Genomic DNA, 17,888 nt, shown 5'->3' on the forward strand with positions numbered 1-17,888 from the left:
ATCAGCTCCTTTACATCGCTAAGTCACGATTCCGGTTATTCCCGTCGTGGCTTTTGTTATATTCATCCGCAATCTTTTTCGCAGTGATGATACGTTCAGACAGACTTCTGGACAGCTTCGGACGTTCAGCGGCTTCGGATGACTTTTCCGGTGTTTCCGCTTCCGGCTCTGCGGATCGTTCCGGTTCGTCTCCCATATTCAGCTCGATATCCAGTTCTGCCAGACGAGCTGATTTTTCCTTTAATTCGGATTCCTGCGGAAATGGTTTGCCGATTTCTTCCTTCGCAGCAGCTTCCTGTTGATGCAGATTATCCAGATCAGCTATTGCATTCTCAAGCAGCTTCGGAATCGTCGCTAAATGGTTGTCCAGACGCAGAAAATTGCCTCTGGAATCCGTTCCAAGCGTTACTCTGTGCCGAATGGCACCCTTAAGAATGGCATCAAAATTCTGCTCAAAGCTGTTGAAGCACAGCTCTAACGAAAAGCCTCGATACCGTCCAACTAGAGTTGGTTCGGAGCCGGAAATGGTATTGCACAAGCTGAGCAGAATCAGGCCAGCATCATTTTTATCTGTAAACTGCTGTCCGTTCAGTTCAATTCCGCAGAATGAGTCTTTGCCCTGCGGATGAGCCTCAAAGGTTTTCAAATCCGCAGTTAATCCGGCTATCAGAGCTTTCTGACTGCGGATTTCAGATGGGAAATATTTCAGCAGTCTATCCTCTAAGCGGAACTGTTTGCTCTGATGGTCAGCTTTCAAAACCTTCAGCTTTGCAACTTCAACATCCAGATTCATTTTTTCACGGATAAGCGGATTCCCGGCACACAATGCCTTGACCTCTGCATAGGACAAAGCCTGTTCATCCACATCCTCACAGGAGCGTACCGGTGATTTACTGGTCATAATCTGACTGATAAAACGCTGTTTATTCTCCAGCGTCTGCCAGAGATAACTATCAAATGTGCCGTTCGTCACATATTGATATATATGTACCAGCTTGTTTTCATTGCCCTGACGAATGATTCTGCCGTTTCTCTGTGTAAGATCAGCCGGTCTCCAACCAACATCCAAATGATGAAGAGCAACCAGTTTTGTTTGAATATTTGTACCTGCACCGCATTTTTGTGTACTTCCCAGCAGAATTCTCACCTGACCGGAACGCAGCTTTGCAAACAGTTCCTTTTTCTGTACTTCCGTATTTGCATTGTGAATGAAGGTAATTTCGTTTTCCGGGATGCCGCGTTTAATCAGCTTGGCTTTCACATCATCATATACATTGAATTCACCGTTTGCTTTCGGAGTAGAGGTGTCGCAGAAGATGATCTGTGTCAGCCGGTCATCGGCGGTTTCATCCCAGATATCAAATACTTTCTGTACGCAGGCATTAACCTTGCTGTTCGGGTCATCCGGCAGCAGCGGATTCATCAAACGCTGATCCAGTCCGATTTTGCGTCCGTCTGAGGTAATACGCAGCATATTGTCAATTGACGGGTCAACATTTCCGGCGTGAATGTCCGCTGCACGGTCAGACAGGGAGGCAACCATATCCTTCTGAATTTCAGACGGCTGCACAACAATGGTTTCCGTTTCAACCTCCGGAACCGGAAGATGTAACTGGTCTGATGTCTTGATGTCCGCCACCTCTTTGAACATCGTCATCAATTCCGGCAGATTGAAGAATTTTGCAAAGCGTGTTCTGGCACGGTAACCGGTACCTTCTGGTGCAAGCTCAATCGCTGTTGTGGTTTCTCCAAATGTACTTGCCCATGCGTCAAAATGCGTCAGTCCCTTTTGCTGCAAGGTATGATATTGCAGATAACGCATGACGGTATACAGCTCCGTGATGGAGTTGCTGACCGGCGTACCGGTTGCAAAAATAATGCCCTTGCCTCCGGTCAGCTCGTCCATGTACTGACACTTCATAAACATATCAGAACTTTTCTGGGATTCGGAAGTGGATAATCCGGCGACATTCCGCATTTTCGTGTATAAAAACAGATTTTTGAATGCCTGTGATTCGTCTACAAACAACCGGTCGACACCCAGCTGTTCAAAGTAAATGACATCGTCCTTACGGGTTGTATCATTCAGCTTATCCAAACGAGATTCCAGCGTTTTGCGTGTTTTCTCCATCTGTTTGATGGTAAAATTTTCGCCGTTGCTTCGCTTTACCTCATCAATCGCAGCGGTAATGTCATCAATCTGACTTCGCAGCAATCGTTCCTGACGTTCCGGCGAAACCGGAATCCGTTCAAACTGACTGTGACCGATGATGACGGCATCATAATCGCCAGTGGCAATCCGGGAACAGAATTTCTTGCGGTTTGCCGTTTCAAAATCCTTTTTGCTGGCAACCAGCAGCTTTGCACTGGGATATAAGCGCAGAAACTCATTTGCCCACTGTAAAGTCAGGTGATTCGGCACAACAAACAGACTTTTCTGGCACAAACCTAGCCGTTTACTTTCCATTGCGGACGCTGCCATTTCAAAGCTCTTTCCAGCGCCTACTTCGTGTGCCAGAAGTGTATTTCCGCCGTACAGAACACGGGCAATCGCATTGATCTGATGCGGACGGAGACGAATATCGGGATTCATGCCGATGAACTGAATATGTGAGCCGTCATATTCACGGGGACGTACTGAATTGAACAATTCGTTATATTTAGCAGTCAGAACTTCTCTGCGTGCAGGAGATTTCCAAATCCATTCCTGAAAAGCATCCTTGATTGCCTGCTGTTTCTGCTGGGCAAGCATGGTTTCTTTTTTATTGAGCAAGCGCTTTTTCTTTCCTTCGGAATCTTCGACGGTATCATAAATACGGGCATCCTTCAGATTAAGCGTATCTTCCAGAATCTTATAAGCGTTTGCGCGGTCTGTGCCGTAGGTCACATAAGCGGCAACATCGTTATGACTTGGGTGGCTTTTGTTTGTGATGCGCCATTCAGAGGTGTAAGCAGAAAACTGCACTTGAATGTTGTCACGGAGATAAAACGGCGTTTCAAAGGTTTCAATCATGAAATCATGGATGTAATCTGATGTTGTATAATTTTAGTTGACAACTGATTCTCAAGGATTAAAAATATAATCAAGAGAAAAAGGAGACAACAACGATGCCACAAAACAGAACCTATGATATGGAATATAAAGTACAAGCAGTTAAACTGGCGTTGGAAATTGGTACAACGAAGGCAGCCAAAGAACTTGGTATTCCAGCGAACACCCTGCATACATGGATGCGTCAGTACCGTCTGGGCAACTTGAGCCTGGGAGCCGGCACACAGACACCGCAAAGAGCCATGACTCTGAGTGAAGAAATTCAGCTGCTTCGCAAACAGGTTAAAGAGCAGAACAAGGAAATCAAACGGCTCAGAGAAGAAAATGAATTTCTGGAGGAAGCCAGCGCTTTTTTCGCCGCGAGCCGTCGGAGGTCTGCAAGAACGAAAGAATGAAATTCATTGCCTTGAAAACCAACGATGGCCAGAACACGGGGAAAATTGCATTCTACTGTAAGTTGCTCCATGTCAGCAGGCAGGGGTTCTACAAATATCTGAAGGCCCAGACTCGCCCATGGAAGTATCAGGATTTGGCTGATGCCATGCTGGAGATCCTTGCAGAAGACGAATGCAACGATACTTACGGTCGAATCCGCATGTATCAGGCTTTACGTCTGAAACAGCCACAGGGCGTGCAAATTCCAAGTGAACGGACGGTATACCGGATCATGGAGGAACTGGGTATCAGCCACACACCAAGGCGCAAGCCCAATGGCATTACCAGAGCAGATAAGGAAACTCGTAAATCCGATGATCTGCTAAGACGCAATTTTGACGCAGACAAACCACTAACGAAGTGCGTTACGGATATTACTGAAGTCAAAGGAAAAGATGGAAAGCTATATGTATCCGCTGTCTTTGACTGCTACGATTCCTGTGTTCTGGGGCTTGCAATGGATACCAACATGAGAGCATCCCTGTGTGTTCAGACGCTGAAGAATGCCCATGATGCCTGCCACGATCTGCGTGGCGTTATCATTCACAGTGACAGAGGAGCACAATATACCAGTCAGGAGTATCGGGCAGCCATCGGCCGATATGGAATCCTTCAGAGTATGAACAGTGCTGGTGGAAGATGCCATGATAATGCACGCTGCGAAAGCATGTGGGCCAGAATGAAGGTTGAACTACTTTATGGACGTTACAACACCGAAAAGATGACCATTGATGAACTCAAGACGCTGATTTGGAGATTCTTTATCGGGTATTGGAATAACCGCCGTATCTGTTCCAGAAATGGCGGGCTGCCTCCGATGGTAAAACGCCAGAGATACTATCATTCCCTAAAGAAAGCTGCTTAGCAAATCCTTGAGCAAAATGTGTCAACTGATCTTGACAACTTCAATCAGCGTCAATCCATGTTGCACCCAGCCGGACATCAATTTCGGAAGCGTCTAAATCCTTCGGCTGTGCCTTTTGCAGTGCTTCCACATTGATATTGAAAGCGGAATCACGGTTCGCCGCCATCTGTGCGATACGCAGCTTGCTTCTCACATCACCGGAAAGGTATTCATCCGCAGTCTGCCAACCGGATGTTATGCTTTTGTCTGCCAGCGGATCTTTGAAAATAATACCCTTTAAGTCAGCGATGATCGTATCGTATTCATCCGGCGTCCCCAGCAGCTGTGCCATGTAGGGCAGATCAACCTTGCCATGTTCGCCGAGACTGACAGCCAGTGCTTCACTCGGCGTATCAACAGAAGTAATGCTGTGTGCCGGCCGGATGGTGCGCCTGGTGAACATATCTGCTTTGCTCTCCAGATTGCCGTTTTCATCCAGATTTTCCAGTGAACAGAGCAGATAATAGGAGGAATCCTGCGAAAATGCGGAAGTATTCGCACGGGAGTTGATAAGACCGTATTTCTTTGTAAATGCATCATAAGCCGTATTCAGCTCCTGCTGTTTGGCGATAATTTCAGCATCAGGATAATCCTCTAACTGATATTCAATCAGCTCATTGACGATCTGGCGCAGATTGACCATACCGGCAATTCTGCCTTTGGAAGTCGCATTGATGTCTGCACGGGTCATGATAGAGTTTTCCCGATAATAGATTTCACCGTCAACAACGGTATACGAAAAATTCTTTACATCCGGGTCAGCCGGAAGAATATCTGTATTTTCTTCGGCGGCATGGTCAATGATTTCCGCAGGCTGGTAACTGCCGTGAATATGGCTGACAGCTTCATGCAGCTGCTCCGCAAGATCAGCTCCCTTTATCGGGAGAACGGTACACTCTTCTTTGCCATACTGTGTGCTGGCAGTTGTCAGCTGTCCCAGCACCATTTCAGGATGCTCAATAAAATAGCTGTTGAGCGTAATGCCATCCTCTGTCTGTGAGAGATGCACCCAATCCGGTTCTACATCCATCTGCATTTCACGCTTTTGCAGGAACAGAATATCGGATACAACATCCGTACCGGCATTCGCACGAAACGCATTGTTCGGCAGACGGATAGCTCCCAGCAGTTCTGCACGCTGGGCAATGTATTTGCGTACATCCGGCGAACGCTGATCCATTGTGTAGCGGCTGGTCACAAAGGCGACAATGCCTCCGGCACGCACCTGATCAAGTGCTTTTGCAACGAAATAATTGTGGATGGAAAAGCCTAATTTGTTGTATGCCTTATCATTTACTTTATAATTGCCAAACGGCACATTTCCGACTGCTAAATCATAAAAATCACGTTTATCGGTGGTTTCAAAGCCTACAACCGTAATATCTGCATCGGGATAGAGTTTCTGTGCGATGCGTCCGGTGATGGAATCCAGCTCCACGCCATAGAGCCTGCTTTCCTGCATTTCTTCCGGCAGAAGTCCGAAGAAATTGCCGATACCGCAGGACGGCTCCAGAATATTGCCGGTCCGAAATCCGAGCTGTCCAACAGCTTCATAAATTGCCTTGATAACGGTAGGACTGGTGTAATGGGCGTTCAGGGTAGAGGCACGAGCCATGCCGTATGCATCCTCAGGCAGCAGTTCCTTTAAGGTCTGATATTCCTGCGCCCATGCAGATTTGTTGGCATCAAACGCATCTGACAGACCGCCCCAGCCGACATACTGGGACAGAATCTGCTGCTCTTCCGGTGCTGCAGGACGATTTTCTTCTTCCAACGTGAACAGTGTTCGTATGGCTTCGATATTGCGGTTGAATTTAACCTTTGCGGAGCCTTCGCCAAGATGATCGTCCGTGATATGGAAATTGGAAGCTGAGATTTGTTTGGGGACGGAAACAGGTTTTTCAACAGCTGGTGCAGGTTCTGCAGAAAACAGGTTTAATTGAGAATCAGCTCCTGCATCACGATTTCCTCCGTCTGTGCTTGCAGACTGTTCATGTGCTGTACCCATTCCATCTGATTGTTTTTCTTGTCCAGCGGAGGATTCCTCCGGAGCAGTTCGCTCATGATCTGTTCGTGCAACCGGTTCGCCTGTTCCTCGATCTGGTACAGGTGCGGATACAGGCTCCCGTTCAGCAGCATTTCGTTGAACAGCAGCAGATTGGTCTCCTGAAGAAAGCTCCGGCGCAGCCTGCCGTACCTGCCCAGCGGACGGTTGTGGTTCTGATTGTTGGTTGTCTCGTTCATGTTCCTGTGTCCTTTCCTGTTCATATTTACGGATTGCAGCTTCAATCGTTCGCAGCATCTGTGATGAAACATTGCTGACTGTTGCACCTAATGCAGTGACTGCCTGTGGATTCAGCATGGAAACCGTCTCAAATGTATGAAAATCCTGCGGATTGATCTTATTTCCGCAGCGCATATACAGTGAGAAAATCACGCTGGAAACCGCTGTATCATAAAAGGATTTTGCCTGTTTTGCCGGAATCCGTTCCTCGAAATAGGTACGGTTTGCATTCCAGAAATCAGAGGTCAGTTTAACGGCAGTGCGTGCCATCTGATCTTCCAAGGTGAAATGCTCAGATGGAACACCGAATCGGTTAGATAAAGACTGGTGAACGGTCTGACGGTGTTCATCTGACATAGACCAGAGCTGCACCGGAACGGCATTCTTTCTTGGAGAAGTATCCGATATATCGAAGACATAGCGCATTCTCGGATAATCTGAATTTGCGTCAAACAGTGCAATACCGGAGGTTCCGGCATTGATGGAACGGTGCATCCGCTTATTCCAGAACACGAAATCCGCACAGGCAGTAGCTTCCGGTTTTTGTGCAAAAATCATCAGCTGATCGGGATAGCTGTATTTATAGTTGTTTGCAGCAGTGGACAGAAATGCTGCCCATTGAGACGGACTGCTTGCAATGCGCTGCATGGTTTCGCTGACAAGCTGGCTGTATTGCTGTATTTTGTTTGGCATGAAAATTCACTTCTTTCAAAAAGAAAAGGCGGAGCAGTGAAGCTCCGCCTTGATAACCGGAGCTTCCGGTTCAATGGATGGATGAGTATTTTCTTGCAATGGAAACGCTTTTCACAGCAGACCAACTGCCATAAACCTTTGTGCCGTTCACGGTTTTATACGCACGAACTTTGAAATAACGGTTATATACTTTAGAGCTGCGAGTGGAAGTAAAGGTTTTGGAGACTGCTGTTGTATTGCAGGAGCCGTCATCGACTGTCATGCTGGAATTACCTCCATATAGAATCTGATAACCGGAAGCTCCGGAAATCTTGCTCCACGACAGTTTGACCGCTGCTTTTGTCTTAGAGGGATAGCTGACGCTGATCCTTACATTAGGTGCAGCAAGCTTTGATGCTGAACTGCTTGCCAGCTTGACAGTTTGTGCGGTGCTGGCAGCAGAAGCCGGAACAACATTTCCAGCGAGTGCAGCAGTAGAAAGCACTGCAGCCAGAGCCGCTGCAGAAATCCGGCGTTTAATGAAAAATTTCATGGAAATCACCTCGTTACAAGATCAGTGCTTCTTCATCCTGCGGCGCAGGAACAGGAATGCACCGGTTCCCATCAGACCGATACCGGTAATGGTGAACAGGGCAGTGCCCATACCGCCGGTGCCCGGCAGCTTTACACCCTTGACATTGGTAATGGTCAGAGTTTCGACATTCTGATAATCACCGATAGAAATGGCGTTGTTCAGCTGGGAATCATTGACCCTGATGACGAAAGTACCGTCATACTCGCCGGAAGCGTTCTTAGTCGCAGAAACATTGATGGTGTAAACTGCGTCAGAGATTGCATAGCCTTCCGGTGCAATCATTTCCTGAAGGTAATATGTACCTGGCTTGAGCGTGCTGGAATGAATGGTGCCAGTGGTTTCATTGGTGGTCAGGGATTCCAGCAGCTTGGTGCAGTCCTTATCAGAGTACACACCAAAGGTTGCTGCCAGCTTGGTGTTGGCATCATCCTCATCAATCTTCTCGATACCGACCATGGTAGTGAAAGAGGTTACGATGTCACGAATCTTGGATGTTGTGCCGGTGTAATAGTTGTTGGTATATTCCAGTGTTGCACCATTCGGGTTACCGGTACCGTTGTAGTTTTCATCCTCGACAGAAGTGTAATCTGCAATGGTCAGACCGGTATTCTTGTTGATAACGGCATTCTGGTTCAGTGCAGCTGCAAAGGTTACAGTTACTGTTGCACCCGGTGTCAGCCTAGAGTAATCAAAATCAACAGAGAAACCGCCGTCGCTGTTCGGAATCAGATTGTAATGAGACTTTTCCGTCAGCTTGGTATCACCCATCTTTACGGTTATAGATTCCATCTTGACAGTCAGTGCCTTGGATGGATTATCAGTGATCTTGTAGGTAATTTTCGACTTGTCAATGTCATCGCCGTAAGCCGGAACAGTGGAATCAATCTGATAATTGATGTCGCTGCCGATCTTGGAATTAGAGGTATCCACCAGATTACCGGTATCGTCCTCAATGATCTTTTTGGTCAGGCTGGTGGAAGAGGATTTCGGCTTCTTTGTGACGTTGTAAACCCACTGATCATCCGCAGCGGATGGAATTGCAACCAGCAGGGGAGAGGTTACTGTACCCGGAACAGCTGCATCCGACTTCTGCACGACCATGTAATAGCCAATCGGCAGGGTAGAGGCAGAGTTGCCGTCAATGGTGTAGTCAGCTGCAATAGAGCTGCTGAATTTGCCCATCATGGTATTCAGAAAATTCTGTACTTCGGCAGAATCGTACTTGCTCAGCTGCTTGGCAGTTACACCATTGAGCATAGAGGAATACTTGCTGTTTGCTTCATAGGTGTAGGCATTGTTGCCGGGAATAGCAGTGTACAGCTTGTAGACATCATACTTACCATCACTGCTGACGGTGAGTGTGCCGGTGGCAGCCGTCGGCTGAAAGCCGGACATCTGTACATCGGCAGCAGAGGCACAGATTGCTGTGCCGATAGTAATTGCACCAGCCAGTGCAATGGCACTGAACCGCTTTAACATAGATTTGAATTTCATAGAGAGTTCCTCCTTCGGGTAGATGAGAAATTATTTTTTACCGGCAGAGCAGCTGGTAAATTTACGCTTGATAAATGTAACGACTGCCAGAAGTACACAGGAAACTGCTGAAATGACGGCTGGAAAGGTGTAATTCACGGCGTCTACACCGGTTTTCGGTGATGAAGAGGTTGGCGGTGTGGCAGTAGTTTCTGGTGTATGTTCTGCTTTCGGCTCTGCTGTCACAGAATAGGAACCATCTTCGGACGGAATGGCAATCAAAGACGGAGAAGTCACCTCATAATTGTCCAGAGAATTGGTCTGTACCAGCAGATATAAGCCTTCTTCCACATCATGAAAGACAGCCTGTCCGGAAGAATCAGTTTCGGCTGTTCCGGCAGGAAAGAGATTCTTTTCCGTAATGGCAGCGTTCAGCTTGGAAATATCCTCACTGTCCGGCTTCGTGATGTTGACACTCAAATCAGACAGCGCATCAATCAGCTGAAACGCCAGAGATAAATGCTCTCTGCGTTCTGCAACCTTGTAGATGCTGAATTGAGCATTTGAAATACCGATACCGTCATACAAATAGGAAACAGTAATGGTTCCGGTCTGCATTTCTACAGCAGAGCCGGTTTCGGTTTCATCGGGCTGCTGAATCGTTTCTGTGTCACCAGGGGGAACGTCCTCAGCTGCAAACGCAGGAACCGCAGACAATACGAGCAGCGAACACAGAGACAATGAGCTGACCGTGCGTTTGAATTTATGTTTCATAGTGTTTGCCTCCAATCAGAAATTTGTTGCGAAAATGATGAATACCAGCCAGAAATACCAGCAGAAACAGCGTAGAAATGACGAAATGCAGATGACTTGTATGACTGGTTCCAGATACTGTATCTGTTTTCTGCGCATCTTCAACCCGCACACCTCGAACAAGCAGCCGATGGGTGTTTACACCATACGGTGTACAGGTCAGAAGTGTTACATAATCCTTGTTGGAATCAATCTGCAAAGCACTGGTATCATCCGGCTCGACAACAAGAATCTGATCGACCTGATAGGTTAGCTCTTTTCCGAGTACATGGATGATAAATGTATCACCATTTTGCAGCTGCTCCAGATTGGTAAACAGCATCTTCCCCGGCAGTCCGGTATGTCCGGCGATAACTGCATGTGTGCCTTTACCGCCGACCGGAAATGATGTTCCCTGAATGTGTCCTGCACCCTTTTCCAACGTTTCTGAATCTGTACCGTGATAAATCGGCAGATAAACGTTGATAGATGGAATCTCAATGTACGCCATAATGCCGTTGCTCATATCAAGCAGAGAATCATAATCGTTGGAATCAGTGGAAGATGAAGTGTCCGAAAACGGGTCTGTAATTGCGGAACCGGACAGCTTTTCGTTGTATTCCTGTGCATGTTTGAGCATTTCCGCTGACTGTGCATCGGTCATGTCGGAGACAACGGCGTTATACTGTTCAATCTCAACTCTGCTGGTTTTCTGCACAATCCAGTCGCTGATCGTGGGATAGAGGAACACCAGCGCACCTGCGAGAAAAAACATCAGCATCAGGATTGTTCCGGCATGGTGCTTCTTCATTTTCTATGAATCTTCTTTCTATACAGAAACAGCATTGCAGCAGCACCCATCAGACTGACACCGGTAATGGGAAACAACCGTGTTCCCATGCCTCCGGTTTCCGGCATAACAATCAGCGGTTCATCTGCCATCGTGACAGAAGAAGCAGCCTTGCCGCTGATGGTCACGACATTTCCGCTACTGTTGGCAGTGACAGTGAATGTAATATCATCTGCTGTGAAATAGCCATCCGGTGCAGCGGTTTCATGCAGCCGGTAGGTCTTGCCAATAGTCAGTGTAGAGATCACATGAGCAGAGGTGCCGGAAGTCCATGCTTCAACCTGCTTATTGGAGGAATCGTAGACAACCAGCTTTGCACCGGCAAGCGGTGTGCCGGTTTCATCTACCTTGAGGAATGGAACATCGACCGGTGTCGGCGTATCAGCAAAATACTTGCTGTCCAGATTTGCTACCGTTGAAGTGGTGTCGGCTGTGACCGTTACCGAATAATATTTTGGGTCAATCTCATAATTGGCTGGTGCCTTGGTTTCCTTGACCAGATACATACCAACCGGAACATCTTTCAGCGTATATACACCGGAGCTTTCGGTCATTGTACCGTATTGAGTATCGGTTCCCGAATCAAAGGTTCCGTTTTTATTGGTGTCGGTATAGACGGTAAAGGCTGCACCGGACAGCTTTTCACTGGTATCATCGGCATTCACCTTGGTCAGCTGAATCGTGCCTTTTCGGACTTCTGTACTGATCGTCAGCGTTCCGGTCTGCGCATTGATCGGATATGTACCGACAAGCATCTTCTGCGCACTGCTGTTTGAGGAGTTAATCAGGATAACACTGGTAAGCTCATCGGTCGGAAGATTTTTGGTCATCGTAATCTGCACATTGGACAGATCGGCTGTCGTATAAATCGTCATCGTATTTCCACTGTATGAAAAATTCACATTGCTGTTGGAGCAGGATGCAGACCAGTAATAGCCGCTGTTGATGACCTTGTTGGTATCGGTCAGCGTTGCCTCATACCGCTGATTGGTGTCAGACCATTTCAGTGTCGTAGATGAGCCAAGAAAGCTCGGCTGGGTGGTGGCGTTCTTAATATTGTTTAGAATGCCCCTGTATGCAGTAATGACATTGGAATAGCCTTTGTCATTCATCGCATACCAGAAACGCTGCCGAATATCAAAGGAGGAATCTCCAAGATATTCACGCAGTCGGGACTGATGTGTTTTCTCCAAATCTGCATACTCGCTCAGAAATGAGCCATTCAGTCCTGCTGTCGGATTATCACCATCCGCAGAGGTGCGGTATGCCAGCGCATATTCCCACATGATCCACTGCGTTGCGACATACAGTGCATTTTCATCAGTTATACCGTAGTTAAAGTTCGGATAACCGAAATTGGATGTATATGCAATACCGGAAATCTGTGCATCACTCAAGCCTGCGCTTTGCAGTGTATTCCAGAAAGAGGTGGTTTCTGTCAGAGCAACACCGGTTGTCATGTCCTTGTGGAATTCCAGACAATATGCAGGAAGTCCCTTGTAATTGCCGCTGGAAACAGTGGCTTTTGTTTGTGAGCGATAACCCAGCTTGGATGAGACACCGGAAAGATACTGATAACCGGAAGAAGTAGTGGTAACAATATCAGAAGCTGCCAGAGCCGGTGCGACACTGCTGACCAGCATGAAAGCGGATAATACACCGCCGATGACACGTTTCAGAAATTTCATTTCAGCACCTCCTGTTGAACTTCTTTGATGTACGAAATAATTTCATCCAGAAACTGCTCCGGCGGATAACTGCCGTTCTGAATCAGAGAAAGCATCTGTTCCCAGTGTGCTGTCAGCTCTGGTGAAGTAATGCGGTCATCCAGAATGGCAATCAGCTGCATTCCTTTCTCTGTTGGAATCAGCGTTTTGCCCTGACGCTTCACATAACCGGTGCGAATAATGCTTTCAATCGTTCCGGCACGGGTTGCCGGTGTTCCCAAACCGCAGTCACGGACAGCAGAACGGAGTTCGGCATCTTCAATGCTTTTACCAGCGTGCTCCATTGCGGCCAGCAAGGTATCTTCGGTGAATGGCTTCGGCGGAGCGGTCTGTTTCGGTTCATTGAGCAGATTGATAACTGGATAGGAATCATTCTGCTTCGGAATGGAAGAAACTTCTTCCGGCTCGTTTTCTTCGGCGGGTTTACCAAACAGCACAGAGTACAAATCCTTCCAGCCTCGTTTGGTGATCTCTTTCAGTTTGGTTTCAAACGCATAGCCTGCAATATCCGCTTTAATCGTGTGCGTGCGGAATTCCTGCGGCGGAGCCGCTGCCAGAATCAGACGGCAGACCATGAGATACAGCAGATTGTGCTGTGCTTCGGAGAGTTCCGAAAGATCTTCCGATATGACAGAAGCAGTCGGAACCAGTGCGTGATGGTCTGTAATTTTCTCGTCACAGATCAGCTGGTCTGTTTCCAGAAACTGGATCGGAAAGGATTTGCGGAAGCGGTCCGGCAGAAGATTGGGTGTATCCATCAGCTGTTCAATCAGCCGTGCAGTCTGGAAGTGCATTTCATGCGGAAGATACCGGCTGTCCGTTCTCGGATAGGTGCACAGTTTTTTCTCATACAATGACTGAATTGTGTCCAGCGTTTTCTGTGCCGAATAGCCGTAAATGCGGTTGGCATCTCTCTGCATGTCGGTCAGGTTGTAGAGCCTTGGTGGTCTGCTCTGACCATTTTTGCTTTCAACAGAAGTGATGACCGCATTCTGTCCGATGCAGGCTTCACAGATTGCATTTGCTTCCGCTTCGGTTTCCACACGCATTTGCAGCTTCAAGCCTCCGGTATCTGCGGTAATCAACCGGTAAAACTGCGGTGAAAATCCGTGAATTTCCTTGTCACGCTGGACGATCAGATTCACTGTCGGAGACTGCACACGCCCGATGGTCAGCCGATTGTCATACTTCAAAGAAAATATGCGGGAAAGATTCATGCCAATCAGCCAGTCTGCCTTTGCACGGCAGAGCGCAGCCAGATACAGGCCGTCATATTCCGAAGCCGGTTTGAGATTTTCCATGCCGTTCCGAATGGCTTCTTCTTCGATACTGTTTACCCACAAGCGTTTGACTGACTTGCGGCAATTCGCCTTGTCATAGACGAGCCGGAAAATCAGTTCGCCCTCACGTCCGGCATCTGTTGCACAGATGATTTCATGCACAGCGGAATCATTCATCAGACCTTTCAGAATACGGAACTGTTTTTCCGTCTTTGCCAGAATCTCTGTTTTCCAGTCAACTGGAATAATCGGCAGATCATCCATGCTCCAGACATGATAGCGTTTGTCATATTCATCCGGTTTGCAGAAGCTGATCAAATGCCCTTGACACCAGCTGACAATGTAGTGATTGCCGTCCATGTAACCGGCATGACGGTTCTTCACGCCGATTGCCGCTGCAATCGCTTCGCCAACAGTTTTTTTCTCTGCAATAATTAAGGTTTTCATGTGTTTTCACTCCCATCCTGCTTGTCTGCGGACTGCTCGTATTGTTCATGGAGCTCCAGCAGAAAATCATCAAATTCCGGTCTGGTCATGCGGTGACTGACCAGTGCAGCCAGCTTGTCGATATAATCAAAGACCTGATCTATCGTCAGGCCGGTTTTCTTTGCCTTGTTCCATAAATCGTTCTGACCGGTTTGTCTGCTGCTGATTTCCAGCTGCTTTGCCCGTTCTGTGTCAGCACGGATACGCTGCTGTAATTTCTGCAATTCCAGACGCTGACGGTCAAATTTAGATAATTTTTCTTTCTTTTCTGCCATATCTGCCTCCTAATAGTTCGGGATACCGTAGCCGAGAATATCTGCTTCACCGATGGTGTAATGACGCTCATGCACGGCATCCGATGAATTGCCTTCGATGGTGTAAACGGTGCTGCCCTCAACCTTTTCGACAATGCCCACATGATGACTGACACCGGAACCGGTCCAGTCAAAGTAAATGATGTCGCCTGGAGACGGAACATAATTGCGGTTCTGCCATTGACCATGCTGCTGGAACCAGCTGACACCGGATGCACACGCAGCATGCTTCGGGATAATACCGGCATCAATGTAACCGCACTGATTGGCGCACCATGATACGAACGATGCACACCATGCAACACGGCTGCTGAAGCCCATGTATGACCAGTATGGCTGACCGCCCTGCTGTCCGAGCTGGGAACGTGCAACCTCGACAATATCTGTGGAGCCGACGTTGGAACCGGTTCCAGCGGTCGAAGCGTTATAGAGATAAAAGCATGGATTCAGAGAAATCCCATTTTTCGTGTATTCCATGTGCAGTGAACTGCTCACACAGCCGGAGCCTGCACTGCCGACTTTGGCGATTGCGTCGCCTTTCTCAACGGTATCGCCCTCAGAAACCAGCGTACGGGCAAGATTTCCGTACAGGAATTTGTTGTTTCCGCTTTGCAGAATCAGATAGGTTCCGTTTTCAGTATTGGAACCGATTTTCGTCACTGTGCCGGAGCAGACGGCAAGCACTGCTGCACCGGCATTTGCGGCAATATCAGCACCGAAATGCTGTTTGACTGAGCCGGAATAGTAGTAGCCGTATCTGCGGGAGACATACCACGAATCGGTTTCCAGCGGAGAAGCATAATTCATACGGGTTGTATACTGACCGATCTGGTTCATCAGCTGAGACTTGTCTTTCTGGTCATCGTCCATCCGGTCCTGCAGATAGCTTCTCACGGATTGTGTTGTGACTTTGACCTTCATGTGAGAAACAGTTCCGGAGCCGACAGCCGGAAGATAAATGCCGCCTGCAATTGAGCCGTTCATGATGTAGACTGACGCATACTGAACGCCAAGCGAATTCGCACGCTGATGATCTGCGACGAAAACATCTATGTGATTGCCCTTAATCGCACCGCCGCAGTCCTCTGCGATAAAGTCACCCCAGCCGTCAATATGTACCTTGGTGCCGTAAGGAATCACTGTCGGGTCAACGGCAATCGTGCGTCCTTCCTGTGCTGTTACGCCGGTTGAAGTCATGTTGCCGTATTGTTCGGAGCAGATGACACAGCCGCAGTAAAATGTCAGCTTAAAGGTTCCGGCACAGATAGAATTGCTTAATATTGCAGTATTGAGTGTTGAGCCGGGCTTTTTGCTGACCGGATTACCATAAACCGGTGTATAAGTGGAAATCAGATCAGGTGAGCTGGGTTCCTGTGTATCTGGATCAACGACTGTATCACTTTCGCTGGTTGTGCCGACATTCTGCGTGTACTTGGTCAGATCAATCTGGTACAAATCGGAATATATTTCGTTGATTTTGTCCTTGACTTCCGCAAATTTGTAATCGCCATATACACAGTCCAGATAATTCAGCATCTGGTCTGCGTCGGTAAAAATTTCGATGGTATCGACGGTCTGAGAGCCGTTTAAGTAGTAATCCACAACATCTGCATCCGAGCGGTAGTCATAGATTTTCTTGGACAGATTTGCGTCAAGCTCTGTGATGTAGGAATATACTTCGGTAATTGTTTCGTCATCTGCTGCAATGGATGCAGCACCGGTCAGCGCATACGCTGCCGGAATCATGGTCATGACCAGAACGAGCAGAAGCGAGACACCGGAAATCAAACTGAGAGAGCTTATACCGGATACAGCGGCAGAAGTGATTTTAGAAGCAATTCTGCCGACACTGGAAACAGTATTGGAAACAAACGCCGGTGCCTGCCGGAGTGTCTGCCAAACAGAGCGTTTCGGCTGATTTCCAAATAATCTTCGGGCATAGGACACATTGCGGACAGTGTTCTTGGTTTTCACTATCGCCTGAATGCCAAGATCATCCGAGCCTTCAAAATCTTCCGCAATGACCAGACCTTCCTTGACCAATCGGCTTCCGGCATCGGCAATCAAGCCTTTGCCTTCCTGTAAGCTGAACTTTCCAGCCTGTAAAGCGGCAGTTTTCCGGTCTTTTATCAGTCCATCCATCCTATACTGATGGGTTCTTAAACCGAATTTACCGATACGCTTTACAGATTTTGCGGTTGCCTTTGCAGCACCATAGGTCATTACAGCACCGGAAATCACGGCGCGCTTGCCCTGACCGCCTGCACGATCTGTAAAATCGTCACCGGCTCCGGCAGAATGGAGTACACCACGATAAGCGGTCTGCTTCATACCGGAAAGCATGGAGGACGGATTTTCTGGCTCACGAACAGCTTGAGCAAAAGTCTGTGCACTGCCGGTGGAAAGCATGTCTGCGAAGTGGTTTTCTGCCGGAATATCCGGCTGATTTCGTTCTGTTTTAGAACTGTTCGGCGGAACTATATTCGGAACACCTGGCTGTTTGGGGGTTGCGTTCGATTTATCGTGAGAAACTGATTTGAAAACATCCGGCTCCCTGGATGGTATCTCGTCAGAGTGAGAAACCGGGACGTTCAGAATTTCAGCGGAATAACTGGTTCCTGATACCTGTACAACTGGCGGTACAGGTGAAACAAAATCCGGCGGATGTTCATCATGCAGCAGGTCAGAGGAAGGACTGTTTTCTTGATTCTTTGTTTCATTTATAGAATGAGATGCCATACCGGACACGGCATTTCTGCGTTCAGGTATGCTGGATTTTTGTTTTGGGCGGAAACCTGCATCCGTCAAAAGGGGGGGAGCGGATGCAGGGACATCGCCGTGTATAGAAAAAGAGGAAAACGGCTCCTGATTCTCTATATTTGGCGGCAGAAAGGATGAAGGACCACTGGATATAGTAGTTTCAGAAGCGGTATGAACTACGGTACTGCCGGAGTGACCGGTTTCGTGCCGATATATTTCCTGAGAGGAGGACGGCATAGAAACGGAATTCAGCACATCATCAAA

10 protein-coding genes and 2 pseudogenes are annotated in these 17,888 nt (G+C 47.8%); 2 read left to right on the forward strand and 10 right to left on the reverse strand.

The features are described from left to right. Positions 1-10 precede the first annotated feature (10 nt). Positions 11-3,031, reverse strand: a pseudogene (locus ACLM7Z_RS08400) (DEAD/DEAH box helicase family protein); the annotation flags it as partial. 77 nt (positions 3,032-3,108) lie between these two features. Here ACLM7Z_RS08400 and ACLM7Z_RS08405 point away from each other — a divergent pair. Next, positions 3,109-3,447 carry a transposase gene (locus ACLM7Z_RS08405; protein WP_087021933.1) on the forward strand — a complete coding sequence of 113 codons (339 nt, stop codon included), beginning with the start codon at positions 3,109-3,111 and terminating at the stop codon, positions 3,445-3,447. Beyond that, entirely contained in the window at positions 3,444-4,352 is a 909-nt protein-coding gene (locus ACLM7Z_RS08410) for an IS3 family transposase (protein WP_435644794.1), read from the forward strand. The genes ACLM7Z_RS08405 and ACLM7Z_RS08410 overlap by 4 nt, the downstream gene beginning before the upstream one ends. A 43-nt stretch (positions 4,353-4,395) precedes the next feature. On the opposite strand, the pseudogene ACLM7Z_RS08415 reads toward ACLM7Z_RS08410, so the two are convergent. The 9 genes and pseudogenes from ACLM7Z_RS08415 to ACLM7Z_RS08455 all read right to left on the reverse strand — a co-directional run. After that, positions 4,396-6,297 (reverse strand): annotated as a pseudogene (locus ACLM7Z_RS08415) (helicase); the annotation flags it as partial. Positions 6,298-7,438: 1,141 nt separating this feature from the next. Further along, positions 7,439-7,900 (reverse strand): hypothetical protein, encoded by a 462-nt coding sequence (locus ACLM7Z_RS08420; protein WP_435644863.1) that lies wholly within the window; start codon positions 7,898-7,900, stop codon positions 7,439-7,441. Positions 7,901-7,921: 21 nt separating this feature from the next. Beyond that, complete coding sequence (locus tag ACLM7Z_RS08425; protein ID WP_435644864.1) at positions 7,922-9,436, reverse strand: SpaH/EbpB family LPXTG-anchored major pilin; 1,515 nt, start codon at positions 9,434-9,436, stop codon at positions 7,922-7,924. 30 nt (positions 9,437-9,466) lie between these two features. Further along, positions 9,467-10,189 (reverse strand): SpaA isopeptide-forming pilin-related protein, encoded by a 723-nt coding sequence (locus ACLM7Z_RS08430; protein WP_435644865.1) that lies wholly within the window; start codon positions 10,187-10,189, stop codon positions 9,467-9,469. Further along, positions 10,179-11,018 carry a class C sortase gene (locus ACLM7Z_RS08435; protein ID WP_435644866.1) on the reverse strand — a complete coding sequence of 280 codons (840 nt, stop codon included), beginning with the start codon at positions 11,016-11,018 and terminating at the stop codon, positions 10,179-10,181. Before ACLM7Z_RS08435 ends, ACLM7Z_RS08430 begins: the two co-directional genes overlap by 11 nt. After that, entirely contained in the window at positions 11,015-12,745 is a 1,731-nt protein-coding gene (locus ACLM7Z_RS08440) for a SpaA isopeptide-forming pilin-related protein (protein ID WP_435644867.1), read from the reverse strand. Before ACLM7Z_RS08440 ends, ACLM7Z_RS08435 begins: the two co-directional genes overlap by 4 nt. Continuing rightward, a complete protein-coding gene (locus ACLM7Z_RS08445; protein ID WP_435644868.1) occupies positions 12,742-14,511 on the reverse strand; it encodes a DNA topoisomerase 3 in 1,770 nt (589 codons plus the stop codon). Before ACLM7Z_RS08445 ends, ACLM7Z_RS08440 begins: the two co-directional genes overlap by 4 nt. Then, positions 14,508-14,825: a hypothetical protein gene (locus tag ACLM7Z_RS08450; protein ID WP_435644869.1), complete on the reverse strand. Its 318-nt coding sequence runs from the start codon at positions 14,823-14,825 to the stop codon at positions 14,508-14,510. The genes ACLM7Z_RS08445 and ACLM7Z_RS08450 overlap by 4 nt, the downstream gene beginning before the upstream one ends. 9 nt (positions 14,826-14,834) lie before the next feature. After that, on the reverse strand, positions 14,835-17,273 hold the full coding sequence (locus ACLM7Z_RS08455) for a peptidoglycan DD-metalloendopeptidase family protein (protein ID WP_435644870.1): 2,439 nt from the start codon (positions 17,271-17,273) through the stop codon (positions 14,835-14,837). Positions 17,274-17,888: the final 615 nt, after the last annotated feature.

Source organism: Butyricicoccus porcorum, assembly GCF_051246315.1.
Classification (GTDB): Bacteria; Bacillota; Clostridia; order Oscillospirales; family Butyricicoccaceae; genus Butyricicoccus_A; species Butyricicoccus_A porcorum.